At 65.8% G+C, this 25,160-nt stretch carries 24 protein-coding genes; 15 read left to right on the top strand and 9 right to left on the bottom strand.

Going from position 1 to position 25,160, the window contains the following annotated elements; translation table 11 throughout:
• Positions 1 to 51: 51 nt before the first annotated feature.
• Positions 52 to 1,266 (bottom strand): benzoate/H(+) symporter BenE family transporter, encoded by a 1,215-nt coding sequence (locus GH266_RS14875; protein WP_158194530.1) that lies wholly within the window; start codon positions 1,264 to 1,266, stop codon positions 52 to 54.
• 110 nt (positions 1,267 to 1,376) lie between these two features.
• Between GH266_RS14875 and pdxR the strand changes: the two genes are divergently transcribed.
• Together pdxR and GH266_RS14865 are read left to right on the top strand one after the other, a co-directional pair.
• Positions 1,377 to 2,852, top strand: a complete 1,476-nt coding sequence (gene pdxR / locus GH266_RS14870) for a MocR-like pyridoxine biosynthesis transcription factor PdxR (RefSeq protein WP_158194529.1) — start codon at positions 1,377 to 1,379, stop codon at positions 2,850 to 2,852.
• Between the two features lie 149 nt (positions 2,853 to 3,001).
• Entirely contained in the window at positions 3,002 to 3,430 is a 429-nt protein-coding gene (locus tag GH266_RS14865) for a VOC family protein (RefSeq protein WP_158194528.1), read from the top strand.
• 123 nt (positions 3,431 to 3,553) lie between these two features.
• Here GH266_RS14865 and GH266_RS14860 read toward each other — a convergent pair whose 3' ends face one another.
• The 3 genes from GH266_RS14860 to GH266_RS14850 all read right to left on the bottom strand — a co-directional run bounded on the left by GH266_RS14860 (position 3,554) and on the right by GH266_RS14850 (position 7,047).
• Complete coding sequence (locus GH266_RS14860; RefSeq protein WP_158194527.1) at positions 3,554 to 5,209, bottom strand: DUF1963 domain-containing protein; 1,656 nt, start codon at positions 5,207 to 5,209, stop codon at positions 3,554 to 3,556.
• Positions 5,210 to 5,425: 216 nt separating this feature from the next.
• Positions 5,426 to 6,226 (bottom strand): aspartate dehydrogenase, encoded by an 801-nt coding sequence (locus GH266_RS14855; RefSeq protein ID WP_158194526.1) that lies wholly within the window; start codon positions 6,224 to 6,226, stop codon positions 5,426 to 5,428.
• Positions 6,223 to 7,047, bottom strand: a complete 825-nt coding sequence (locus GH266_RS14850; RefSeq protein ID WP_158194525.1) for an IclR family transcriptional regulator — start codon at positions 7,045 to 7,047, stop codon at positions 6,223 to 6,225. The genes GH266_RS14855 and GH266_RS14850 overlap by 4 nt, the downstream gene beginning before the upstream one ends.
• A 203-nt stretch (positions 7,048 to 7,250) precedes the next feature.
• Here GH266_RS14850 and GH266_RS14845 point away from each other — a divergent pair, with 203 nt between their 5' ends.
• From GH266_RS14845 to GH266_RS14820, 6 genes are all read left to right on the top strand, one after another.
• Entirely contained in the window at positions 7,251 to 8,288 is a 1,038-nt protein-coding gene (locus GH266_RS14845; RefSeq protein ID WP_158194524.1) for a TRAP transporter substrate-binding protein, read from the top strand.
• A 41-nt stretch (positions 8,289 to 8,329) separates the two neighbouring features.
• Positions 8,330 to 8,818, top strand: a complete 489-nt coding sequence (locus GH266_RS14840; RefSeq protein WP_199270336.1) for a TRAP transporter small permease — start codon at positions 8,330 to 8,332, stop codon at positions 8,816 to 8,818.
• Between the two features lie 72 nt (positions 8,819 to 8,890).
• Entirely contained in the window at positions 8,891 to 10,192 is a 1,302-nt protein-coding gene (locus GH266_RS14835; protein ID WP_425329571.1) for a TRAP transporter large permease, read from the top strand.
• Between the two features lie 78 nt (positions 10,193 to 10,270).
• The gene (locus GH266_RS14830; RefSeq protein WP_158194522.1) at positions 10,271 to 11,083 is read left to right on the top strand and encodes an alpha/beta fold hydrolase; all 813 of its coding nucleotides are present in this window, start codon (positions 10,271 to 10,273) and stop codon (positions 11,081 to 11,083) included.
• A gap of 10 nt (positions 11,084 to 11,093) precedes the next feature.
• On the top strand, positions 11,094 to 12,665 hold the full coding sequence (locus tag GH266_RS14825) for an amidase (RefSeq protein WP_158194521.1): 1,572 nt from the start codon (positions 11,094 to 11,096) through the stop codon (positions 12,663 to 12,665).
• A gap of 321 nt (positions 12,666 to 12,986) precedes the next feature.
• Entirely contained in the window at positions 12,987 to 13,622 is a 636-nt protein-coding gene (locus GH266_RS14820; RefSeq protein ID WP_158194520.1) for a demethoxyubiquinone hydroxylase family protein, read from the top strand.
• A gap of 23 nt (positions 13,623 to 13,645) precedes the next feature.
• Here the strand turns inward: GH266_RS14820 and GH266_RS14815 are convergent, their stop codons facing one another.
• Positions 13,646 to 14,917, bottom strand: coding sequence for a phospholipase D family protein (locus GH266_RS14815; protein WP_158194519.1), 1,272 nt, complete (start codon positions 14,915 to 14,917; stop codon positions 13,646 to 13,648).
• An 836-nt stretch (positions 14,918 to 15,753) separates the two neighbouring features.
• On the opposite strand from GH266_RS14815, the gene GH266_RS14810 reads away from it, so the two are divergent.
• Entirely contained in the window at positions 15,754 to 16,230 is a 477-nt protein-coding gene (locus tag GH266_RS14810) for a carboxymuconolactone decarboxylase family protein (protein WP_158194518.1), read from the top strand.
• Positions 16,220 to 17,155 (top strand): RNA polymerase sigma factor SigJ, encoded by a 936-nt coding sequence (gene sigJ, locus GH266_RS14805; RefSeq protein ID WP_158194517.1) that lies wholly within the window; start codon positions 16,220 to 16,222, stop codon positions 17,153 to 17,155. Before GH266_RS14810 ends, sigJ begins: the two co-directional genes overlap by 11 nt.
• On the opposite strand, the gene GH266_RS14800 is transcribed toward sigJ, so the two are convergent.
• Both GH266_RS14800 and GH266_RS14795 read right to left on the bottom strand, forming a co-directional pair.
• Positions 17,143 to 17,490: an antibiotic biosynthesis monooxygenase family protein gene (locus GH266_RS14800; protein WP_158194516.1), complete on the bottom strand. Its 348-nt coding sequence runs from the start codon at positions 17,488 to 17,490 to the stop codon at positions 17,143 to 17,145. The genes sigJ and GH266_RS14800 overlap by 13 nt on opposite strands.
• Positions 17,487 to 17,810 (bottom strand): NIPSNAP family protein, encoded by a 324-nt coding sequence (locus GH266_RS14795; protein WP_158194515.1) that lies wholly within the window; start codon positions 17,808 to 17,810, stop codon positions 17,487 to 17,489. The genes GH266_RS14800 and GH266_RS14795 overlap by 4 nt, the downstream gene beginning before the upstream one ends.
• Before the next feature lie 72 nt (positions 17,811 to 17,882).
• On the opposite strand from GH266_RS14795, the gene GH266_RS14790 reads away from it, so the two are divergent.
• The gene (locus GH266_RS14790) at positions 17,883 to 18,557 is read left to right on the top strand and encodes an ArsR/SmtB family transcription factor (RefSeq protein WP_158194514.1); all 675 of its coding nucleotides are present in this window, start codon (positions 17,883 to 17,885) and stop codon (positions 18,555 to 18,557) included.
• A gap of 54 nt (positions 18,558 to 18,611) precedes the next feature.
• Positions 18,612 to 19,363 (top strand): IS5 family transposase gene (locus GH266_RS14785; protein WP_158192679.1). Its coding sequence is split into 2 segments (ribosomal slippage): positions 18,612 to 18,942 and positions 18,942 to 19,363, totalling 753 coding nucleotides; the frame shifts between segments, so codons are not numbered across the junction.
• A 312-nt stretch (positions 19,364 to 19,675) separates the two neighbouring features.
• On the opposite strand, the gene aptA is transcribed toward GH266_RS14785, so the two are convergent.
• Complete coding sequence (gene aptA / locus GH266_RS14780) at positions 19,676 to 21,010, bottom strand: omega-aminotransferase AptA (protein WP_209001651.1); 1,335 nt, start codon at positions 21,008 to 21,010, stop codon at positions 19,676 to 19,678.
• 138 nt (positions 21,011 to 21,148) lie between these two features.
• Here aptA and GH266_RS14775 point away from each other — a divergent pair, with 138 nt between their 5' ends.
• Entirely contained in the window at positions 21,149 to 21,715 is a 567-nt protein-coding gene (locus tag GH266_RS14775) for a cupin domain-containing protein (RefSeq protein ID WP_158194512.1), read from the top strand.
• Between the two features lie 138 nt (positions 21,716 to 21,853).
• Complete coding sequence (locus GH266_RS14770; protein WP_158194511.1) at positions 21,854 to 23,083, top strand: SAM-dependent methyltransferase; 1,230 nt, start codon at positions 21,854 to 21,856, stop codon at positions 23,081 to 23,083.
• On the opposite strand, the gene GH266_RS14765 is transcribed toward GH266_RS14770, so the two are convergent.
• The gene (locus GH266_RS14765) at positions 23,080 to 23,793 is read right to left on the bottom strand and encodes a GntR family transcriptional regulator (RefSeq protein WP_199270335.1); all 714 of its coding nucleotides are present in this window, start codon (positions 23,791 to 23,793) and stop codon (positions 23,080 to 23,082) included. The two genes, GH266_RS14770 and GH266_RS14765, sit on opposite strands and share 4 nt — an antisense overlap.
• A 258-nt stretch (positions 23,794 to 24,051) precedes the next feature.
• Between GH266_RS14765 and GH266_RS14760 the strand changes: the two genes are divergently transcribed.
• A complete protein-coding gene (locus tag GH266_RS14760) occupies positions 24,052 to 25,140 on the top strand; it encodes an ABC transporter ATP-binding protein (RefSeq protein ID WP_158194509.1) in 1,089 nt (362 codons plus the stop codon).
• Positions 25,141 to 25,160: the final 20 nt, after the last annotated feature.

The raw sequence follows: 25,160 nt of genomic DNA, 5'->3' as shown, positions 1-25,160 counted from the left end.
CCGGCCCGCGCCTGTCGGCCGAGCCGCCGCGCACCTGCGCGAGATCCGGCCTTATACCACCCGGCTGCGGGTTTTGTAGCGTGGCAGGCGGCCATTGAGCACGAGATGGGCGACAAGGCCGATCACCAGCCCCCAGAACGCACCGCCGATGCCGAGCAGCGTGATGTTCGCCGCCGAGGCGAGGAACGTGATCAGCGCCGCCTCGCGCGAGGCCGGGTCGGCCATCGCGCCGGCCAGGCTGCCGCCGATGGTGCCGAGCAGCGCCAGACCGGCCAGCGTCGTGATGAAACTCGCCGGAAAGGCCATGAAGACGGCGGCGAGCGTCACGCCGAACACGCCGACCAGCACATAGAAGCAACCGGCCGCGATACCGGCGATCCAGCGCTTGGCCGGGTCCTCATGCGCTTCCCGGCCGGTGGCGATGGCCGCCGTGATCGCCGCGATGTTGAAGGCATGCGACCCGAACGGGGCCATGAGAAGCGAGCCGAGCCCGGTCACGGTGACGATCGGATTGGCGCTGGTCTTGAAGCCGTCGTTGCGCAGCACCAGCATCCCCGGCATGTACTGGCCGGTCAGGGTGATGAGGAACAGCGGCAGCGCGACGGAAAGCAGCGCGTTCAGCGAGAATTCCGGCATGGTGAAGACGGGAGCGGCAAGCTCCAGCGTCAGCCCCGACAGGTCGACCCGGTCCTGCGTCAGCAGGAAGACCAGCCCGAGGCCGAGGATGCCGACGACCGCATAGCGGGCGGAAAAGCGCTTCAGCACCACATAGGCGATGACCAGCAGACCCACCAGCAGCGGATCGACATTCGCCCCGCCGAACGCGCCGATGCCGAATTGCAGCAGGATGCCGGCAAGCAGCCCCGAGGCGATGCCCGGCGGGATCAGCCGGATGACCTTCTCGAAGCAGCCCGAAAGCCCGAGCGCGACAAATGCCGCCGCCGAGATCATGTAGGCGCCGATGGCTTGCGGATAGGGCGTCGTCGTCAGTGCCGCGACCAGGAACGCCGCTGCCGGCGTGGACCAGGCGGTGATGATCGGCTCGCGGTAGCGCCAGCTCAGGAACAGCCCCGTCAGCCCGACGCCGATGGAGACCGACCAGACCCAGGAGGCCGTGAGCTCCGGGCTGAGCCCGGCAACCTTGGCGGCCTGGAACACCAGGATGAAGGTGCCGCCATAGTTGACGATGACGGAGATCAGGCCCGCCACGACAGGATGCGTCAGGTCGCTCGGGCGGAGGGAGGACGGGGAGGTGCGGGACGACATGATCTGCGATGGTCTCCGGACGTTGGGAGGGGCGGCCATTGGCCGGCTTGACAAGTATCCGGCCAATGGCCTGATACGCCCCTCCACTTTTCGTCAATGGACCAGACCATTTGTTCAAGCACTCCCAACTGGAATCGGTGAAGGCGTGGATCGCCCATCCCGCCCATGCGGCGATGCCGCTTCATGCGCGGATCCAGCGGGCTATCCGCCAGTTGATCGTCGATGGCGCGCTGGGGCCGGGCAAGCCGCTGCCGGCCTCGCGGGCGCTTGCCGCATCGCTCAGCGTGTCTCGCGATACGGTGGAGGCGGCCTACGGACAGCTTCATGCGGAGGGCTTCATCGAGCGCCGGGTCGGCAGCGGCAGCTTCGTCTCGCAGATGAGCGAGTTCACGCCGGGACACCGGCAGTCCCGCCGCGACGCGCTCGCACGCCATCGGGCGCCGGCCCTCAGCCGGCGCGGGGCGGCCGTGTTCCGCGGCGGCGGGGTGCGCGAGATGCTGGACCCGCGCCCGTTCGCGCCCGGCGTGCCGGAAACCCGCACCTTTCCCCTGGCGCTGTGGGAACGGCTGGAACGGCAGGTCGTCAAGGAGGTCGGTACCCAGGCGCTGGCTCATGGCGATCCGCAGGGAACCGAGCCGCTGCGCCGAGCCATCGCCGACTATGTGAACCTGGAGCGCGGGGCGCGCGCCACCGCCGACCGGGTGCTGGTCCTCACCAGCTCGCAGCAGGCCATGTCGCTGTGCGCCACCATGCTGCTCGATCCCGGCGATCCCATCTTCATCGAGGACCCCGCCTATTACGGCGCGCGCAAGGCGTTCGACGCGGCCGGGCTCGACTGCGTGCCCGTGCGCGTGGACCGGCAGGGCATTGCCGTCGAGCAGATCGCAGCGGAGGCACGCGAGGTCAAGGCCGTGTACCTGACGCCATCGCATCAGTTCCCGACCGGCGCGACGCTGGCGCTGGATCGCCGCCTGGCGCTGATCGAATGGGCCGCCCGGCAGCAGGCGTGGATCATCGAGGACGATTACGACAGCGAGTTCCACTATGCCGGCAAGCCGACGGCCTGCGTGCAGGGTCTCGATCCCCATGATCGCACCATCTATATCGGCACCTTCACCAAGTCGCTCTTTCCGGGCCTGCGGATCGGTTATGTGGTGCTGCCGCCGCAGCTGGTGAAACCGATGACGACGGCGCGCACGCTGCTCGACGGGCATTCCGCGCCGCTGCCGCAGCTGACGCTCGCCCGTTTCATGGAAGGCGGGCATTTCGGCGCCCATGTCCGCACCATGCGCGGCATCTATGCCGAGCGGCTCGACATTCTGGCGCGCCTCGTGCGCACGCATCTGGGGGATTTCGTCGAACCGCGGGTTCCCATCGGCGGGTTGCAGATGCCCTGCGCCCTGACCGGCACCCTGTCGGAGCGCGCCGCCATCGACGCGGCGCGGCATGTCGGGATCGAGCTTCTGGGACTGTCCGCCCTGCATGCCCTCGGCAAACCCGAAACGGGGGTCCTGATGGGCTTTGCCGCCTACACGCCGGCCGAGATCGAGACCGCGGTCCGCAAGCTGGCAACCGCGTATCGCTGAGCGGCCGGACAGAGGGCCGGGTAGAGACGCGCCCATCCGGCCTGCCCGCGACGTTGCGAGCCATTGCGTCCGGGCCGCGCTCTGGTGTTTCCTCGAAATCCGGCGACGGGCACAGCACCGCCCGGCCCACCGCCACAGAAGGAACGCCCATGGAAACCACCCGACTGCATCGCGGCCGCCTGATCGATCACATCCAGCTTGTGGTGCGCGATCTGAAGGCGAGCGAGACCTTCTACACGGCGGTCCTGTCGGTGCTGGATATCCCCGTCGTCAGCACGGGCAACGGCTACTTCATGGCAGACGAACTCGTCGTCTCCTCTCCCGACAGCGTCACGGCATCGGGCAGCCTGACCGGGCGGCACCACATCGCCCTCCAGGCGAAGGACCGCGAGAGCGTCGACGCCTTCCACCGCACCGGGCTGGAAAATGGCGGCCGCGACAACGGCGCCCCCGGCCTGCGGGCCTATCACCCGGGCTACTATGCAGCCTTCCTGCTCGACCCGGACGGGAACAATATCGAGGCGGTCTACCAGGGCGAGGCCCAGCGCAACGTGCCCTCGGTCACCATCGATTTCTAGGTCAAAGGGGGTTACATGCTGCATTTTCAAAAAACCTTGAACGAAAACCAATATACATAAAATATATTTCGATAATTAATACAATAAACTCCAGAAAATATAATCATCTATATCAAACATAGATCAATTTGTGATTTGAGCGTTTATTCTACTGAAGTTATTACGAACGAGATCCGATTTCTGAATAGTCAGCACGAGATTATCAACGTCACCCCACTTCCAATTCAAAAGATCACTTGTGGGCAGCTCCAAAAGCGTCACTTCTCTACCGATCGTAAACTCATGCACATACCCGTAAGGCACCTCACACATTATTCCCATTTCGCGCTGAGCATCAAATGCGGCCTGCGCTTCCAGATTTTCACGCCACGCGGGCGGCAACATTTGAGGGTCCGACACATACAGATGCTTTGCATGGCTCTGTGCGATCGATTCCCAGCTATACAGCCAATATCCCAATCCTGAGTTTGGCGGACGCTCCATCCGAAAAGCTCTTGCGGCAGGTTCCCCGTCGCGCCGTTGCAGCTCTATGGTTGAGAGCTCGACGATCACATCGTCAAGCAGCGCCTCCGAAAACGGAAGACGCGCCGCATCTTCTGCCACTCTTGCGCGCAACGCCCTCACCTTGAGTTCACATGCCTTCCAGACGGATGCGCGATGATCGTCGCCTAAGGCGTGAGATTTTATTCGCGCGCGTGCGGCGTCTAAATCGCCATAGCGCTCAGGATTAGCAGAAACGTGGTCCAGGGCTTTTTGTACGCTGGCGAGGCTTTTTTCCGATCGTTTCACATGCGACTGCGCGTGGGCGGCCGCGGTGTCGAGCATCAACAAGGTCGTCGTCCAGTCGAACGGCTTCAAACCGGGATCATTGAGACTGGCCCCTGTTCGGTAGCGAATAGAGCGCGGATTGTCGTCTTTGTCGGAGGCACCATACCGCCAGATCCAGGGGTCCTCTTCCTGCCTGGACACCTGGACCACATCGACAGGCCATTGCGGAGTTCCCTTTGGGATCGGCCAATCCACGTCCGTTTCCCATGTCTGGTGGGAGAGGAAAAACTGAAAGCCAACCGCCGAGGGCGGCTCCACCGGACGACCGAGATCCAGGGTGTGGAGTACCTTCGCCACGATACGGTCGTTTTCGACGCCAAAGAAAAAGGACAGCCAGCCGGTGCGCGGTCCAGCGCCTTCCCACAAGCCGGGAGGAAGACTGGAACAGTCAATCTGCGCCAAGAATGCCGCCGGCTGCCCCTCACAGAGCGGCCAGCTCGTGCCAGCCGGAAGCGATGGATTGCCACCCAACCAACTGCATGCCGGCACACCGGAGACTATCGGGACCCGTGGTACCAGACGCACGAAAAGGCTCGGCCGCTCGTTCGCCGCCGCCATCTCCCTGCCGCGCCGAACTGCTTCAGCCGCGCCCATAAACAATTCCGACACAAACTTCTTGTCTTCCGGGCTGATGCCGGCTTTGGGCGCTTTACCGACCATGCGCTGCGTACGCGCCGGCTTGATGATCCGATGCGGAGGTTGAGCCAACCGCTTCTCATGCAGGTTCTGACGATATGCCAAAATCGGCAAGAGAACTGTCAGGAACGCCAGGAATGCCAAGGTGCCGAAATGGCCGAGCCAGGACACCAAGCCAACGCCTAGCACCGTGTCCATGGCTGCGACCGCAGGCGGGACCTGCTCGGTGAAACTTGCGAGCAGACCGGTGCCGAAGTGAACCGTAATTGTCGCCATGGAGACGAAGAGGAGGAAGGGCCGCCCCAGTGGTTTCATTGCTTTCTCCCGGCAAGGTTGTCGGAGATCTCCCTACCTCAACCTAGCTTAAAGAAGACTTAGACGGCACGTCCCGCGTGTAATCACCGGGCGGAGCATTCCGCCTGTCGTGCCAAAGCAGAGCTTTCACGAGCGCAGCCGTCGAGATGTTCCGCGAACTGACCATCCTTTTGCCGAACTGGATGTCTTGTTGGGCAGAGGGGACGCAAGCCCCCCCTACACCAGCCTCACCGAATTCGAGCCGCTGTTCAGGAACGACAGGATGCTGAAGACCGTCGTGCCGGAGGTGCGCGGGTTGATGCTCAAGGGGGTTGCGGTCGTCTCGAAGCGGAAGCTGCCGAGCACGCCGTCCGCTTCCACCACGTGGCGGTTGAGCGCCGCATCGGGATCCGCGATCAGCGAGACGGTCGTCGCGTCGAAGCCGGGGCCGGCCAGGGCGACGGTCGCGGCGACATTGGCATTGGCCGGGTAGAGCCGGGCCACCTCGCGCGCCGAGCCGGTGAAGAAGGTCGTCGGGGCTTCCAGCGCATCGAGATCGACGCAGTGTTCGGCCGGCGTGCCGCGCCAGGCGCGGCTCGGCTTGATGCCGGTATAGTGCACCGCCTGCCGGCCGGCGATCTGCGCCGTCGCCAGCGCATCGAGCGCGCCGATGGCGCCGCTGACCACGTGGATCTCCGCGCCGGTTTCGCGCGCCGTCTTCTCCAGCCCCTTTCGGAACGCATCGTCCGCCAGCGCGCCGGAGGAGGCGAGCACCAGACGGCGGCCGCTCGCCACCACATCGCCGGCATGCTGCCTCAGCGCCGCATGGCCGGCCGCTTCGATCACCGTGTCGACATCCGCTTCCAGCTCCCCGATGGAACTAACGAAACGGGCGTCCTGCCAGCTGTGGTCCGGCGCGCCGATGCGCTCGGGGCGAACGACGATGTTCTTGACGCGCACGGCCCCGTTGCCGGCGAGCGAGGCGAGCAGCGTCCGGGTGATGCTGCCGAAGCCGATGATCGCGATGTTTGCCGTCACGCCCTGTCGATCCTCAAATTGGCGGTGAAAATTTCCGACAGCTCGCCGGCCGCCTTGATCAGCGAGGCTTCCAGCTGCTTTTCGTCGTGTTCGCGGATGCGGTTGCTCGGGCCGACGATGGAGACGGCGTAGATCACGCCGATCTGCGGCAGGTGCAGCGGGGCGGCGATGCCCATCAGCCCGCGGTCGATCTCCTCGCGGCAATAGGCGATGCCGCTCTCGCGCACCGCCCGGTATTCCTTCTTCACCGCCGCCGGCGAGGTCAGCGTCAGGTCGGTCAGGGCGGTGAGCTCCTGCTTGAGGATGCGGTCCCATTCGGCCTCGTCGCGAAAGGCGAAGATCGCCTTGGCGGAGGCGGCGGCATGGGCCGGCATGATCCGTCCGGGATTGACGAAGCCGTGCGCGTCCTTGGCCGGGGTCACCAGCACCGCGGTCTCGACGCGGTCGCCGCGCAGCACCGACAGGAAGGCGGATTCCTTGAACTCCTCCGCCAGGCGATGCAGCACCGTCTGCGACAGGGCGACGATCTGCTGCGGGTCGACGGCGCTGCCGAGCAACCGGCGGATGCGGTTGCCGAGCATGTAGACCTTGCGCCCGCGCCCCGTGCCCTCGCCCGGCTCGCCGTCCGCATCGGCGCCGCCGACGGCGATGCAGTCGGCCTTGACCAGCCCGGCGATCAGCCGGTGGATGGAGGCCTTCGGCAGGTCCAGCGCCGTCTGCAAGCCGCTGAAGCCCAGCCCGTCGGGATTGCGCGCCACCAGTTCCAGCAGCTGCAGCTGGCGCTCCAGAAGATCGCGACTTTCGGTTGTCTTCTCCGACACCTGCTTCTCCCCCTCGCTTGGCGCCGTTCAAAAAGCGCTTGACGTCCGCACTGTCATCATCACAAGTTTGTTCCATATTGCAATACAAAAGTTCCACTAAACGGAACTTGTTTCGCCAAACGGAACCTCCGCCAAGCGGAACCAAAGGGTGGAACGACCAGGGTTCGAGTGCCTTTCCAACAAACCAGAGGGAAGTGGGTCTTATGAGGAAGTTCAAGAAGTTCACCGGTGCGCTCGGCGTCGCGCTGATGGGGGCCTGCGCCCTGACGACGGCGAGCATGGCGGAAGACGCGCAGGTCCGCCTGCGCCTGTCGCACAACCTGCCGACCAACAATGCGCTGCATTACGGCGTGCTGGAGCCCTGGGCGAAGTCCATCGGCGAGGCGTCGAACGGCTCGATCGCCATCGACATTTTCCCGGCGCAGCAGATGGGTCCGGCCAAGGACCACTACAACATGGCGCGCGACGGCATCGTCGACATCGCCTTCTACCTGGTCGGCATCGAGCCGGGCCGTTTCCCCATCGTTTCGGCGGCGGAGATCCCGTTCCTCGTCTCGGCCAACGACCGCGGCTCGCGGGCGCTGTACGAATGGTACATGCCCTATGCCGAGACCGAGATGGCCGACGTCAAGGTCTGCAACACCTTCTATGACGGCGGCGGCACCGTCCACGCCAAGAAGAAGATCGAGCGTCCGGCCGATCTCGCCGGCCTGAAGATCCGCTCTCCCAACGTGATGGCGGCCGAGCTCTATCGCCTCGGCGGCGCCTCGCCGATCCAGATGTCGGCGAACGATGCGGCCGAGGCCGTAGAGCGCGGCGTCGTCGACGCGATCTCCTTCCCGTGGAAGCTGCTCCAGGCGCTCGGCGCCGACCGCACCCTGCACTACCACATGGACACGACGCTCTACTCGCTGGCCACCGCGATCCTGATCAACAAGGGCTCCTACGAGCGCCTGTCCGATGCGCAGAAGGCCGTGATCGACAGCCATTGCAGCGCCGACTGGTCGGAAAAGCTGCCCGTCGCCTGGACAAACTTCGAGAACGAGGGCCGCGAGGTCCTGCTCGGCAAGCCGGAGCATGACGTCTACAAGCTCACCGACGAACAGCTCGGCGAGTGGAAGGAGCTTGCCAAGGGCGTCCAGGCCAAGTGGGCCGCCGATGTCGCGGGCAAGGGTGTCGACGGCGAGAAGGTGTTCGGCGACCTGAAGACGCTGCTCGAAAAGTACGACGCCGCCTACTGATGCCTGCCCTCCGGGGCCGCACCTGAAAAACGAGAAGCGCCATGCGAACTCTGAAGACCATTCTGGAAGCTGTGCCAGCGGTTCTGCTGCTCGCCATGGCGCTTCTCACCTCCGTGTCGGCCGCGACGCGCTACCTGATCAACACGCCGGTTCCCGACGAATTCGAGATCTCGCGCATGCTGCTCAGCATCGTCGTCTGCTGGGGCATGGCCGCCGCCTTCCACTACAACGACCATATCCGCCTGGACGTGTTCTGGGGCCGCGCCGGCCCGCTCGCCCGCAGGATCCTGTCGCGCACCGGCACCGTTCTCAGCCTCGTCATCGTCGGCATCTATTCGGTGGCGCTGCTCTTCAAGGTGCTCGACACGATGAAGGCCGGCCTGCTGACCATCGACCTCGGCCTGTCGGTCTGGGGGTTCCAGTTCGCCGCCTGGCTCGGGACGCTTGCCTCCGTCGCCGTGCTGCTCGCCCAGACCATCTGGCCGCCCGCGCATCTCGTCGACGAACAGCCCATCGACCCGGCGCTGTAATCCGGCTGCCGCGCGCCCACCTGCCGCCCCCGTTTCGAGACCCCGACTTCAGACCCTGAGAGACAAGACATGCTGGACACCAACCTCGTGATGTTCCTCGGGTTCGGTCTGACCTTGGTGCTGTGCGCGCTGCGCGTGCCCATCGGCCTTGCCATGGGCAGCTCGGGCATCCTCGGCTTCGGCCTGCTGACCGGGTTCGAGCCCGCCTTCCGCCTGGTCTCCCATTCGGTCATCTCGACCTTTTCCGACTACACGATGGGCCTGATCCCGCTGTTCATCCTGATGGGTGCGGTCGCGGTCGCCTCGGGCATCAGCGCCGACCTGTTCCGCGCCGCCCAGCTGTGGTTCGGCGGCTTCCGCGGCGGGCTCGCGGCGGCGACCATCGCCTCCTGCGGCGGCTTTGCCGCGATCTGCGGCTCGTCGGCTGCGACCGCTGCAACCATGACCCGCCTCGCCCTGCCGGAGATGACCCGCTACGGCTATTCCGAGCGCCTGGCCACCGGCGTCATCGCCGCCGGCGGCACGCTCGGCGTGCTCATCCCGCCCTCCATCGCGCTCGCCATCTACGGGCTCCTGACCCAGCAGAGCATCGGCCTGCTGTTCATGGCCGGCGTGGTGCCGGGCATCATCGCCATCGGCTTCTACATGCTGACCGCACGGCTGTGGCTGATGCGCCGCCCCCAGGATGCGCCGGCCGGCATCGTGCCGCCCTTGCGCGAGCGCGTCGTCAGCCTCACCCGGCTCAGCCCGATCATTCTGCTCTGCCTCACCGTGATCGGCGGCATTTATGGCGGCATCTTCACGCCGACAGAGGCGGGCGCCGTCGGCGCCACCGGCGCCATCGTCATCGCCTTCGCCTCGCGGCGCTTTTCCTTCGAGCGCCTGTTCATCTCGCTGACCGAGAGCGTGCGCACGGCCGCCGCGATCCTGACGATCCTCGCCGGCGCCCTGCTGTTCGGCTACTTCCTGACGATCACCCAGACGCCGCAGAAGGTGGCGCAGGTGCTGCTGGATGCCGATCTCGGCGCCTATGGCACGCTGCTGGTGATCCTTGCCGTGATGCTGGTGCTGGGCTGCGTGATGGACTCGGCCGCGGTCGTCATCCTCACCGTGCCGATCGTCTATCCGATCATCACCCAGCTCGGCTTCGACCCGATCTGGTTCGGCGTGATCGTCACCATGACCGTCGAGATCGGCATGATCAGTCCGCCCTTCGGCCTGAACGTCTTCGTCATCAAGGGCATATCGAAGAACACCGACATCTGGGAAATCTACAAGGGCGTCGCGCCGTTCATCGTCGCCGACATCCTCCGCATCGCCGTGATGATCCTGTTCCCCTCGCTCGTCCTGTTCCTGCCGAACCTGCTTCGGTAGGCCTCCGGCCGCGGGCTGCCTTTCCTTGCAAGCATTGCGCCGGGCTGCTCCCGGCATCTCAAGACCGGGAAGTGTGTATTGGCCTTTGCAGATATCGAAAACGGGCGCCTCCACTACGAGGTGCTCGGGCAGGGACGCCCCCTGTTTCTCGTCTCCGGTCTCGGCGGCGTCGGCGAGTTCTGGCGCGCCCAGGCCGAGCGTCTGGCGCGCGACTTTCGCGTCGTCCTGCACGACCACCGCGGGACGGGGCAGAGCGAGACGCAGACCTGCGACTACACGGTCGAGCTGATGGCCGGCGACGTGCTGGCCCTGATGGACCATCTCGGCATCGAGCGGGCCTCCTTCGTCGGCCACTCGACCGGCGGCATCATCGCCCAGACCCTGGCGATCGCCCATCCCGGGCGGGTCGACGACCTGGTGCTCAGCGCCTCCTGGGCGCATGGCGATGCCTATTTCCGCAGCCTGTTCGGCCTTCGTCTCGCCGTCCTCAAGGGGCTCGGGCTCGAGGCCTACGAGCAGTTCGGCCGGCTGTTCCGCTATCCGCCCTGGTATTTCGGCGAGGAGCCCGAGGCCCTGACCCCGACGGTCGGCGAAAGCGGCAGCGAGGAGATCATCGCCAGCCGCATCGGCGTACTGCTCGACTTCGATTCCCGCGCCGAGCTGCCGCGCATCTCCTCGCGCACCCTGGTGATCGGCGCCGAGGACGACGCGATCACCCCGCGATACCTGTGGAACGAGCTGGCGCAGAACATTCCGAACGCGGTGCTGACCACGCTGCCGACCGGCGGGCATTTCTGCCCGCAGACCCAGCCGGACCTCTACCATCGCCACCTGCACGACTTCCTGGTCGCAGGCCGGGCGACCTCCCCCATCGCAGCCGCCAGTCAATAGGAGCAGGCCCATGTGGAAGAGCAAGGAACTGCCGGAACTGCTTCGCACCGTCGCCGACTATCGCGACTACGGGCACCTCGACCGCATTCCGCAGTGGGAGGAGCGCCTGCGCGTCAACGAGCTGGAGCTGCGCCAGTTCGCCGCCCTGCCGCATGAGGAGGCCCAGCCGCAGTTCGCCGCCGGCCTGCCCGCGGCCGCCGAAAAGCCCGCCGCCGCTCCCTTGAGCGAAGGCGCGCCCGGCACCGCCCTTGCCATTGCCGCCAGCGTGCGGCGGGGCGAGGCCTCCGTGTCGGAGATCGCCGAGGCCTATATCGCCCGCGCGGAAGCCGCCGCCGACATGAACCTCTTCACCGCCTTCGACGCCGATCTGGTGCGCAAGGAGGCCCGCGCCCTCGACGAGCGTGCGGCGAAGGGCGAGGATCTCGGCCCGCTCGCCGGTGTGCCGGTTCCGGTCAAGGACTACATGTTCGTGCGCGGCTATCCGCGCACCGGCGGCACCAGGGCGTTGCCCGCGAGCCTCGACCACGACGATGCGCCGGTCGTCGCCAACCTGCGGGCGGCCGGCGCCCTGATCGGCGGCATGACCAACCTGCACGAGCTCGCCTATGGCGCGACCGGCATCAACCCGCATTTCGGCGCCGTCGCCAATCCCGGCCATCCCGGCCACATCATCGGCGGCTCCAGTTCCGGCTCGGCCGGCGCGATCGCGGCCGGCCTTGCGCCGGTTGCGGTCGGCACCGACACGTCCGGCTCGATCCGCCTGCCGTCCGCGCTGTGCGGGGCGACCGGCTTCAAGCCGAGCTACGAGAGCATCAGCCGCGAGGGCGTGATGCCGCTGGCCTGGTCGCTCGACCATGTCGGGCCGATTGCCGGCAACGTGCGCGATGCCGCGCTACTCTTCGCCGTGATGGCCGGGCGCACGCCGGAAACCTGCGTTCCCCCGTCCGACCTGAAGATCGGACGCCTGCGCTTCGGCAAGCCGACCAACCATTTCTACGACGAGGTCGACGGCGAGATCCTTGCCCGCCTGGAGAGCCTGATCACCCTGCTCGCCGGCGAAGGCCATGCCATCGTTCCCACGCCCTTGAGCGCAGTCGAAAACTGCCTGCCGATCCATGTCCAGACGGTCAGTGCCGAGGCCTCGCAGGCCTATTGGCAAGCGCTGGCGGAGCATCCCGAGCTGCTCGGCGAGGACGTGCGGGTGCGGCTCGAGGTCGGGCAGTTCCTCGCCGCCGTCGACTATGTCAAGGCGCAGCGCCTGCGCACGGTGCAGCGCGATGCGCTGCAGGCCGCCTTCGCCGATGTCGACGTGCTGATCACCCCGACGATTGCGACCACCGCCCCGACGATCGGCGCGACCAGCGTGATCATCGACGGTGCCGAGCGGCCGCTGCACCCGGCGCTGACCCGCTTCACCACGCCGTTCAACCAGTCCGGCCTGCCGGCGATCACCCTGCCCTGCGGCGTCAACTCGGCCGGCCTGCCCATCGGCGTGCAGCTTGCCGGCGCCTTCGGCAGCGACGAGCAGCTGCTGCGCATCGCTGCCGAGGTCGAGCGCGTCATCGCCAAGATGCTGGCCTGAACAACGGCTTTCCGGACAGCCGGCTGAGGCCGGCCGTCCGGAAGGCAGAACAGGAAACTGGCCGCCCGAAAACCTGCAGGAAGACCCCCGCGCCCGGAAGCCGGGGCTCACATGCCGGACCGGGAGGCCAGCACACGGCGCCCCATCGCCGCTACGGTACCCGGTATCGCAGGTCCGCCTGCGATACCGGGTATTGTTGTGTCTTGTTGCGGGGAGAGAGCTCTTGCATCCGAACGCCTGCGCCTCCCCTCTTGATGACGCGCCCGCGCGCTTTCTGTATGGGTTTGCGGATGTATCGGCGATAAGGGGCGAGCGACATCGATGACGACCAGTCCGCCAGCCGCGCCCGACACCCGCGGCCGTGACCCGCAGCTCACCGTCCGCCGTATTCTCAAGGTCAACCACGCGGGCGAGTTCGGCGCCATCCGGATCTATGGTGCCCAGATCACGGTCGCCCGGCACCTTTTTCCGGACATCGTGCCGGTTCTGGAAGAGATGCGCGCCGACGAGATCGACCATTGCCGCCTGTTCCGCGAGGCGATGCCCGCAAGAGGCGCCCGGCCCTGCCGCATCATGTCGCTGTGGAGCCTTGGCGGCTATGTGCTCGGCGCCCTGACCGCGCTCGGCGGGCGCAACACGGTCTGGATCTGCACCGAGGCCGTGGAAAGCGCCGTCCACCGCCACCTGGAGGACCAGCTCGCCTTCCTCGCCGACCGCGATCCGCAGCTGCACGCCCTCATCGCCTCGATCCAGCAACAGGAACTGGCGCACCTGCGCGAGGCCGAAAGCCGCCAGCAGGGGCGGGGCCTCGCCCACGCGCTGCTGCTGCCGCTCGTCAGTGGCCTGACCGACCTGATGATCTGGCTTTCGACCTGGGGCGATTCCAGCCGGATGCGCACGGACATGGCCCGGGCGGGACAAGAGGGTTCCGCAAGCCCGCCATCGTACCGCCCGTAATCCTTATCGCTGCTTAGTCAGCGTCAGTCTGCAACCTGAAAATTATATTGCTTCAATCTCTTACGTGCGATTTCACGATCCTCGTCAGTGAATAGCGAATGCCATTCCGGGCGCAGAATGAGGGCCTCCACCGAAATATCTAAGCGTCCATTTTCCCAAAGCTTCTCGAAGCCACTCGTAGCCGTCCCCCGAATCAACCGCCGCGCAGCCTCAACCCCGCCGTGATCGGCGACCATTCTTCTGAAAGTCGTCGGCTTGTAGCCAAAGCTCATGGTCTCTTCGTAGATGCCGAGCATTGCGCGATGGAAGGCCTTGTCGGTCGCGACTGAGGCACGCGCGCCAATCAGTTCCATTGCTTGCGCAAGTGTGAGCAGAGCACTGCCACTATCCTCACCATACTGCTTGATTGCTGCAGGGGCGATGCCGGCCAACTCTGCCTGCTCCTCAGCAGATACCTCGAACTGATGAACCGGACCGACTGGCAACCGTTCTAATTTCACCACGAGACGCACGCCTTCAGGATGAACGTCTTCATCAATGACCTTCCATATGCCTCCATATTTTGCAAAATTTTTGGAAAAATCATAATCCAATATGAAATCGCCCGGAAACATACACTTATTCCAACCTTCATAAATAAATATACCTTCAGAATAAAAGCCTTGTTTTTGCTTATTTTTAAGCCAATCACTTATATTTTTGCTGATATATTCACTGGAATATGCGATTTTCACACGACTCCATGCTGAATTCTGGGGCGCTTTCTCAAAAGCCGCAAACAGAGTACTAGCCGACATCACACCAGAGAGAACAAGGCGCTTACGCGCCTTCCAAAGCTCTTCCGCCCGTGCGAGATCTGCTTCCTCGATGCGGTGCCCCTCGTTGAACAGTTTCTCGAACCACTTGGAAATGCTGTTGAGCGTTGTGGCATCGTCGATCCGGACATTGGCCTCATGCCAACCGCTTCCGGTCTCGTGCTCGAGCGCAAGGCCATTGGTCGAAGCGTTGGACGAGCCAAGCACCGCGGCATTCGGCGTCCACCAGACTTTGGCGTGGAGTGCTGAGTGCGACTTGAGCACTACATTCGATAGGCCAAGCAACTTGCGCAACTCATTTGGGTTACAAGCCCCGGATTCTAGGTTGCAGAGGATTTGGAGCTGAACTCCAGAGCCAACCAGCCCCAAGCGTTTGATCGCCCCATCCCCCCAGAAAGCAACAGCCAGTTTCGCGCGATCTGTCGAAGCCAGTATCGTGCGAATTTCTTCGAGGGCGGCAAATTCATCGAGTATAGCCATCCTGCGAGATTGCAGCCTGACGACACGCTCGTCAATCAGCGCGCACAGCTAAGCAACACCACAAACACAGCATTCCGCTCCGCAGTCCTTCGCCTTTTTTGAGGCTTTATTGCTCTGAGGCCAGGCGCGCTCATGCAGTGCGTTTTCATCGCCGGTCGCTGGCAGAGTCTCGTCTGATGTCAGAGTGCGGTGCCCCTCCAAGGATGCATCACATAAGCAGCAGCCCACGCGGCGCCTCCATCCACCGGCTTGCCAAGCTCATCACCGCTCGGTGTGCGCTTAGGTGCCCCTCTTCAGGCCCGCTGCCCTCACCTGGTCTGCTGCCTCCTCTTCGCTTCTCCAAAGTCCGCCACCCCTTCACGAGTGCGCCGCCCCTCTAGAGGCTCTCTGCCCTCCACGGAGCCGCTGCCACTTTCCAGGTCGGCGGACCATCTCGCCCCCACCTCCCCGCCAAGCCCGCCTCCCCCGTCCGGCCCCGCCTCCCTTCCCGAGCGACTGAGATCTACGCTTGTCTGACATCATATTTTTTGATGGCCTGGCCCGTGCCGCACTCGCGCGGACGCGAGAACCGGCCCTCGCCCAAGCCCGAATTCGGATCGACGGCCAGCAGGTGATGGTTTGGCGATTTCGAGAGGCGCGCGCCGAAATTTCGCGATTTCGAGACGGAATTTTGCAAAATCCGTCTCAATTTCTGCAAACCGCAAGAGGCGGGGACAGGGCGCGCGGAAGCGGCGGGAACCTGCGCCCGCACGCGGGGACAGATTTTTTGCGCGTCCATGTCACAGCAGGCAAGGCTCGAGCGTCTAGGGAGTGACACCAACGCAACGGAGACCTCCATGACTGCCCGTCTCGACTATTACAATATCGCCCCCGACATGCTGAAGCCGATGCTGGCGCTGGAGGCCGCGGTGCGCGGCGGGGCGCTGGAACGCGAGCTCGTCGAGCTGGTGAAGCTGCGCGCCTCGCAGATCAACGGCTGCGCCTACTGCCTCCACATGCATTCGCGCGACGCGCGGGCCGGCGGCATGGACCAGACCCGGCTCGACCTGCTGCCGGCATGGCGCGAATCTTCGCTCTACTCGCCGCGCGAGCGCGCCGCGCTTGCCTGGACCGAGGCGCTGACCCTGCTTGCGCAGACCGGCGCGCCGGACGAGGATTACGCCGGCATCGCCGAGCATTTCGACGAGGCGGAGCGGGTACAACTGTCGATGCTGATCTGCACCATCAACGCCTGGAACCGGCTGGCGGTGGGCTTTCGCAGCGAGCATCCGAAGGCGCCGGAAAAGGGAACGGGCAAGGCCGATGCAGCATGACGCCGCGAGCGACGCGGTAGACACGTTCGAGAAGGTGCGGGGCCGGCTGACCGGCCTCGCCTACCGGATGACGGGCCTTCGCGCCGATGCCGAGGACGCGGTCCAGGACGCCTGGCTGCGCTGGCAACGCACGGATCGCAGCAAGGTGGAGGAGCCGGAGGCGTTCCTCTCCACCGTGGTCACTCGCCTGTGCCTCGACCGGCTGCGCCGGCGCCGGCGCGAACAGGCGGCCTATGACGGCCCCTGGCTGCCCGAGCCGCTGCTCGGCGCGGCCGGCGGCGCGTCTGCCGAACCGGCGGAAGAGATCTTCGCCTCCGACATTTCCTTCGCCCTGATGCTGGCGCTGGAGCGGCTGTCGCCGCTGGAACGGGCGGCTTTCCTGCTGCACGACGTCTTCGACATGGGCTTTGGCGAGATCGCCGAAATGCTGGGCCGGAGCGAGGCCGCCTGCCGGCAGCTCGCCAGCCGCGCCCGCGACAACATCCGCAAGGCACGGCCGCGTTTTTCCGTCGATCAACAGGAGCACGAAGCCGTGGCGTCCGCCTTCCTGAGCGCGGCCCGGCAGAACGATGTGGAGGGGCTGAGCCGGCTGCTGGCCGAGGGCGCCGTGCTGCATTCGGACGGCGGCGGCCAGAAGATCGCCGCGCGCAACCTGATCAGCGGCGCCCTGCGCGTTGCCCGGTTCTTTGCCGGCGTCGCGCGCAAGTTCGGCCGCCCGCCCGCCTGGCGATGCCGGGTGCAGCTGGGCGGCCTGCCCGGCGAGTTGACGCTGGAGGCCGACGGCACCCGGCAAGCGACGGCCGTGGAGGTCGCCGACGGCCGGGTGCAAGCGGTCTACGTGCTCCGCAACCCGGACAAGCTGGCGCGGCTGTGGGCCGAGGCCGGCGGCCCGGACGAGGCGCCCGGGCCGGCTCATACGTCGTGAACGGCGCGGCTGTCGGCGGGCGCCTCGTCACGCGCGTGCATCCCGTAGTCGCGCAGCACCTTCGCAACGCGCAGCCGGTAGTCGCGGAAGATGCCGTCCCGGCCGCGACGCTGCGCGGCCCGGTGGGCAAGGAGCGTGCGCCACCGTCGCACCGCCGCCTCGTCCTCGAAGACAGAGAGCGACAGCAGCTTCTCGGGATGCTTGAGGCTGCGAAACCGCTCCACCGAGACGAAGCCCTCCACCTGCTCTGCGAGAGGCAGCAACTCGGCGGCGATGTCGAGATAGGTGTCCTGGCGCCCCTCCAACGGCTCCAGCTCGAAGATCACGACGATCACGACGCGCGTCCGTGCGGAGCCGAGGCAAGCCTCAGCCAGGTCCGGTCCTCGCGCAACAGGAAGCGCTCCTTCTGCGCGAACTCGTAGTTCTCCCGGCCCAGCGGATCGGCGGCGAGGCGCGCGCGATAGGCCTCGTAGGCGGCCAGGCTCTCGATGTTGTAGATGCCGTAGGCCAGGGTGCTGGAGCCTTCGTGAGGGGCGAAGTAGCCGATCAGATCTGCGCCGCAGCGCGGGATTGCCTCCCCCCAGTTGCGGCAGTAGCGCTCGAACTGCTCCTTCCTGGCCGGATCGATATGGTAGCGGATGATGCAGGTGAGCATGGGTTCTCCTTGTGCGTTGCCCACCCATTCTAGCCTCTTGCGCCCCCTTCATGCTTCGGCCATGATCTAAGTATGAAGGAAGGACCCGACATTTCCCGGATCGCCGCCCTGATGGGAGAGCCGGCCCGCGCCAACATGCTGACCGCCCTGATGAGCGGCAAGGCCCTGACGGCGTCCGAGCTTGCCCAGGAGGCCGGCGTGACCCTGCCGACCACGAGTTCGCATCTCGCCAAGCTGGAACAGGGCGGCCTCGTCACTGTGCGGCGCCAGGGCCGGCATAGATATTTCGCGCTGGCGGACGAGAGCGTTGCGGCAGTGCTGGAGGGATTGATGGGCATCGCCGCCGGGGCCGGCCACCTGCGCGCCCGCACGGGGCCGAAGGACGCCGCGCTGCGCAAGGCACGCGTGTGCTACAACCATCTCGCCGGACAGATGGGCACCCGGCTGCTCGACGCCCTGCTGGAACGCGGACGTCTTGCGCGCAACGGCGAGACGCTGGAGCTGACGGCAGACGGCGAGACGTTCTTCGCGGGCCTCGGCATAGACACCCAGGCCTTGCGCAGCGGCCGGGCTGCACTGTGTCGCGACTGTCTCGACTGGAGCGAACGGCGCTCGCACCTTGCCGGCAGCCTCGGCCGCGCCCTGCTTGCCCACATGGAGGCGCTCGGCTGGGCGCGGACCGACCGCAAGACCCGGATCGTCGCTTTCACACGAGAGGGCGAACGGTGCTTCGAGGCGCTGCTCTAAGGCCTGTGGGGATTCAGGATTCCCATTTTGCCGGAGATGTGATTCACACTCCGGATGGAACGCTTCGTACTGACCGACGCCCAATGGGCGAAGATGGAACCGCACTGTTTGGGCAAGCCGACGGACCCTGGACGCAGCGGGGGTAACAACCGACTGTTCATGGAGGCGGTGCTGTGGATTGCTCGCACGGGTAGTCCGTGGCGTGATCTGCCTGCCATGTTCGGCAACTGGAGTACGGCGTTCCGGCGGTTCAGCGACTGGCGCAAAGCCGACGTTTTCAAGCGGATTTTCGATGCTCTGTCGGATGAGCCGGACATGGAATACGCCATGATTGATGCCACCATCGTCAAGGTTCACCGGCACGGTCAGGGCGCAAAAGGGGGACTCAGAGCCAGGCCATAGGCCGCTCCAAAGGCGGCATGACGACCAAGGTTCTGGCCCTGACTGATGGGCTCGGGAACCTTGTCCGCTTCCGCCTGATGCCCGGCCACCGCTTCGACACCGTTGGCGTTGCCCCGCTCATCGACGGCGTCGAGTTCGGAGCTCTGCTCGCTGACAAGGCTTTCGATAGCAACGACATTGTCGCCAACCTCAATGAACGCGGCGCGAAGATCGTCATCTCGCAGCACCCACGCCGCGCCAAGCCCATCCCGCTCGACGTCGAGATGTACAAATGGCGCCATCTGATCGAAAACTTCTTCTGCAAACTCAAGGAGTTCAAACGCATCGCCATGCGCGCCTGCAAAACCGATCAGAGCTTCGAGGCCATGATCTACCTCACCGCCGCCGTCATCAACTCACGATGAATCCCCACAGGCCTTAGGTCGTGAACTCATAATTCTGACGAGAAACGGTATGCCCGAACCCGATCGGATACAAGAAGCAAGACCGCAGGAAACCATCAGGTTTTCAAGAGCTTGCGACGCTGTTGCCGGCGGGTTCCGGCATACCCGAACGGCGTCGACCCGGCTGCGATCTGCGGCGTCGGACCGCTCGGACGGGGGAACTGCCCCGGCCCTCGCGATCCTCCTGGCATATCTTTGCCCGACCGGACGCCGTTTCCGGCACAATTATGAGTCCACGACCTAGCACCTCGAAGCGAGAGGCCTCGACCGGCCTTACTGCGTGCGCTCGAGCACCTTGCGCAGCGTGCCGATCAGCTGGGCGATCTCCGCCTCGCCGATGGAGAGCGGCGGCGACATGGCGATGACATCGCCGGTGACGCGGATCATGCAACCTTCCTGGAAGCAGGCGGTGAACACGTCATAGGCGCGGGCGCCCGGCGCGCCGGGGCGCGAGGCGAGCTCGATGCCGCCGATCAGGCCGAGATTGCGGATGTCGACAACATGCGGCGCATCCTTCAGCCCGTGCAGCGCCTCTTCCCAGACCGGGGCGATGGAGGCGGCGCGGGTCAGCAGGCCGTCGCGCTCGTAGATGTCGAGCGTGGCAAGGCCGGCGGCGCAGGCGATCGGGTGCCCCGAATAGGTGTAGCCGTGGAACAGCTCGATCGTGCCTTCCGGCCCGTTCATGAAGGCATCGTGGATGCGGTCGGTCGTGAAGACCGCGCCCATCGGCACCGCGCCGTTGGTCAGGCCCTTGGCGGTGGTGAAGATATCCGGCATGACGCCGAAGAACTGCGACGCGAAGGGCGTGCCGAGACGGCCGAACCCGGTGATCACCTCGTCGAAGATCAGCAGGATGCCGTGCTTGTCGCAGATCTCGCGCAGGCGCTGCAGGTAGCCCTTCGGCGGCACCAGCACGCCGGTGGAGCCGGCGACCGGCTCGACGATCACCGCGGCGATGGTCTCCGCACCGTGCAGGCCGACGAGACGCTCCAGCTCGTCGGCGAGATGCGCGCCCCATTCCGGCTGACCGCGCGAGAAGGCGTTGTGCTCCGGCGCATGGGTGTGCGGCAGGTGGTCGACGCCGGTCAGCAGCGTGCCGAAATGGCGGCGGTTGTTGACGAGGCCGCCGACGGAGATGCCGCCGAAGCCGACGCCATGATAGCCGCGCTCGCGGCCGATCAGGCGGGTGCGCGAGCCCTCGCCGCGGGCCCGGTGCCAGGCCAGCGCGATCTTCAGCGCCGTGTCGACGGATTCGGAACCCGAACCGGTGAAGAAGACATGCTCGAAGCCGTCCGGCGCCAGGTCCTTGAGCCGCTCGGCGAACTCGAACGCCAGCGGGTGGCCCATCTGGAAGGACGGCGCGTAGTCCATCTCGAGCAGCTGGCGATGCACCGCATCGGCGATCTCGGTGTGGCCGTGGCCGGCATTGCAGCACCACAGACCGGCGGTGCCGTCGAGGATCTCGCGCCCGTCGTCGCTGGTGTAGTGCAGCCCCTTGGCACCGACCAGCATGCGCGGCGACGCCTTGAACTGGCGGTTGGCGGTAAAGGGCATCCAGTAGGCGTCGAGCTTGCGATTGCTCTTGCCCCGGGGCGTGTCGTCCAGCATGTCCATGGCGGCCTCTCTGGCGGATTTTTATCAGCCTGTAGCCTGCGCTCTTTTTCCATCCTGAAACAGTCTGTTTCTTGATTTTCGCAAGCCTTTGTTTTTACTAGCCCGAGCAGAAAAACGTTCGGGATCGTAAACATGTCTAACGGCGGCGATGCGGAACTCGATATCGGCGGCCGGCTGCGAGCGCTGCGCGCCGGGCACGGGCTTTCCCAGCGCACCCTGGCCAAGCGGGCCGGCGTCACCAACGCGACGATCTCGCTGATCGAGTCCGGGCGCATGAACCCATCCGTCGGCGCGCTGAAACGGGTGCTCGACGGCATCCCGGTCAGCCTCACCGACTTCTTCGCCTATGAGCCCGGCGCCGAGCGGCAGGTGTTCTTCCAGGCCGAGGAGCTCAAGGAAATCGGTAAGGGGAGGATATCCTATCGCCAGGTCGGGGGTAACCTGTTCGGCCGGCGGCTACAGATCCTGCACGAGCGCTACGAGCCCGGCGCCGATACCGGGCGCGCGCCGCTGTCGCATGACGGCGAGGAAGGCGGCGTGGTCATCTCCGGCCGGCTGGAGGTCACGGTCGGCGACCAGCGCAAGATCCTGGGGCCGGGCGATGCCTATGCCTTCGACAGCACCGAGCCGCACCGCTTTCGCGCCGTCGGGCCGGAGCCCTGCATCGTGGTCAGCGCCTGCACGCCGCCCAGTTTCTAGGGCGTCAAAGGCCGCCTTTCGCTCTGCAACGATAGCGTGTTAGGCTCGCCCTGCGGCGGGTGCTCCCGCCGCTCGCCTGTACATGTGGACCGCCTCCCCGGCGGCCCGACCGGACCCACATGAGCGCGAGCCCCACCCATGATCTTCCTGCGCATCCTTCGTACCATCCTTCGCCGCGGCAGCCTTGCCGTGATCGACAGGGCCGGCCGCCGCCATCTTCTCGGCGACGGCTCAAAGCCGGTCGCAACCGTCCGCCTGTCGCCGCAAGCCTCCGACTGGCAGTTGGTCCGCAACCCGGTGCTCGGCATCGGCGAAGCCTATATGGACGGCAGCCTCACGGTCGACGATGGACGGCTTTACGAGTTTCTGGACCTGCTTGCCCGCAACTACGGCACCGAGGCCGGCCATCCCTGGATGTCGCTGCTGGAGCGGGCGACCGCGCGACTCAAGCAGTCCAATCCGATGGGCCGAGCCCGGCGCAACGTCGCCCATCACTACGACCTGTCGCCGGCACTCTACGATCTCTTTCTCGACAGCGACCGGCAGTATTCCTGCGCCTATTTCCGCTCGCCCGACGACACGCTGGAAGAGGCGCAGCTCAACAAGAAGCGGCATATCGCGGCCAAGCTGATGCTCGACCGGCCGGGCCTGAAGGTCCTCGACATCGGCTCGGGCTGGGGCGGGCTGGCGCTCTATCTTGCCGAGGAGCACGGCGCCGAGGTGACCGGCGTGACGCTGAGCGAGGAGCAGTATGCCCATGCGAGCGCGCGCGCTGCCCGCTCGCCGGCGGGCGCGCAGGTCTCGTTCCACTTGCGGGACTACCGCGAGCAGCAGGGCCCGTTCGACCGGATCGTCTCGGTCGGCATGTTCGAGCATGTCGGCAAGCGGCATTACCTGGAATATTTCTCCAAGCTCCGTGAACTCCTCACCGAGGACGGTGTCGCGCTGATCCACGCCATCGGCTACTCGGACGTGCCGGCCCCGATCAACCCCTTCATCCGCAAGTATATTTTCCCCGGCGCCGACCTGCCGGCGATGTCGGAAGTATTCACCGAAGTGGAGAAGACCGGGCTTTATGCCACCGATCTGGAGATCCTGCGGCTGCATTATGCGGAGACGCTGCGCCACTGGCGCGAGCGGTTCCTGGCCCGCAGCGACGAGGTTCTGAAGATCTACGACGCGTGTTTCCTCAGGATGTGGGAGTTCTATCTGGCGCTGTGCGAGGTCGGTTTCCGGCGACGCACCAACATGGTGTTCCAGTTGCAGCTGGCAAAGCGGATCGACACGGTGCCGATCACCCGGGATTACATGTTCGAGGCGGAGCGGGCGGCCGAGGCGCGCGAGACGAAGCTCAAGCAGACGTCCTAGAGCCCGAGCGCATCCTTCAGCGCCGGGGCGCGGCCCTGCGGAGCAAGGTCGAGGTCGGCCTCGATATGGTCGATGTGCTCGCCGACCAGCCGGGCAAGCCGGTCCGCGTCGCCCGCGGCCAGCGCGTCGAGAATGCCGCGATGCTCGGCATGGGCGCAGCTGGAGGCATCCGAGCGGCCATAGAGCGCGATGACCAGCGAGGAGCGGGCCACCAGCTCCTCCATGAAGCGGTGCAGGATGGCGTTGCCCGCCACCTCGGCCAGCAACAGGTGAAAATCGCCGGACGCCTTGATCTCGGCCTGGCGGGCCTGCGGTCCGGCAGCGGCGATCTGGCTCGCCTCCTCGGCGATCAGCGCGGCGAAGCGCTCCAGCGCGGCCGCATCGACGCGGGCGCAGGCCTCGCGGGCGATGCCCGGCTCGATCAGGCGGCGGGAGGCGAAGATCTGCCGCGCCTCGTCGGGCGAGGGATTGGCGACGAAGGCCCCGCGATTGCGCTCGCTGCGCACCAGCCCCTCGAAGGCCAGCATCTGCAGCGCCGCGCGCACGACCGTGCGGCTGACCTCGAACAGGGCGCCGACCTCGGCCTCCGACAGCTTGGTACCGGGTGCCAGCTTGCGGCCGACAATGGCCAGCCGCAGCCGGTCGCGGATGGCACCGGCACGGTCGTCGGAAAGCGGGCCGCCGGCGGCGGCATGATCGTGGACAGTCATGGCATATGATTCCCTGTCGCCGTTGTAGCGCGTTTCACGCGCCGCGCACAGGGACCGCACACGATCCTCTGAATAGATTGCATACAATCTTTTCACGCTTTGCAGACAATCGCACAGAAACTGTGCAGCGCAGCACGATGCCGCTTTTGCGGGCTGCTGCGGTCTTTGCCGAACCCCTTGGGATTCCTGACGGAGCGTCCACGCGCTGCGACTGGCACGCATGATGCATTGCAGCATGCACGTCAGAGGGGAACGCATATGAGCAAGGCTGCCGCCATCGACATTGCCTCCGTCACCAAGGTCTACGGGTCGACCACGGCCGTGCATGCGATCAGCCTGAAGATCCCGGCCGGGAGCTATTGCTGCCTGCTGGGACCGTCGGGCTGCGGCAAGAGCACGACGCTGCGGATGATCGCCGGCCACGAAAGCATCTCGGGAGGCGATGTGCGGCTCGGCAACCAGGTGGTGACCGACCTGCCGCCGGCGCGGCGCGGCACCTCGATGATGTTCCAGTCCTACGCGCTGTTTCCGCATCTCGACGTCACCGACAATGTCGCCTTCAGCCTGAAGATGAAGGGCGTGGCCAGAGAAGAACGGCGGCGCCGGGCTCTGGACATGCTGCAGCTGGTGCATATGGAGCCCTATGCCGCGCGCCGGCCGGCGCAGCTGTCCGGCGGCCAGCAGCAGCGCGTGGCGCTCGCCCGCGCCTTGATCACCGATCCGCAGGCCCTGCTGCTCGACGAGCCGCTGTCGGCGCTCGACCCGTTCCTGAAGGTGAAGATGCGCGCCGAGTTGAAGCGGCTGCAGGCCTCGCTCGGCATCACCTTCGTGCATGTCACCCACTCCCAGGAAGAGGCGATGGCGCTCGCCGACGTGATCGTGGTGATGAATGCCGGGCGGATCGAGCAGGCGGCGGCGCCGCGCGAGGTGTTCGAGCGGCCCGCCACCGCCTTCGTCGCGCGCTTCATGGGCGACCACAACGTGATCTCCGGGCGCCTTGCGGACCACGACGAGCGCGGGGTCAGCATCGCCCCGGCCGGCGGCGGGCTGTTTTCCGCCATCGGCACCCCGCAGGACGCGGACGCGCCCATCGACATCGCCGTGCGCACCGACCGGGTGCGGATCGGGCCGGCCTCCGCGCCCGGCCTCGGCTTCACCGGCGTCGTCGAGAACATCGAGTATCGCGGCTCGTCGGTGAAGCTCACCGTCGCCGGAGCCGGGGTGGACGACTTCACAGCAATCGTCAGCGACACCGACTTCTTCGCCGCGCCCGTGAAGGTCGGCGATGCGGCGCCGCTCGCGTGGGACCGGGAGGACGCGATCGTCCTCGGCCGTCTCGCTTCCTGAAAAACCAAGGCCGACCATCA

Origin of the sequence: Stappia indica, assembly GCF_009789575.1 — a bacterium.
GTDB lineage: Bacteria > Pseudomonadota > Alphaproteobacteria > Rhizobiales > Stappiaceae > Stappia > Stappia indica_A.
Note: the sequence above shows the minus strand (reverse complement) of the source record. Positions and strands in the feature narration are given on the sequence as shown.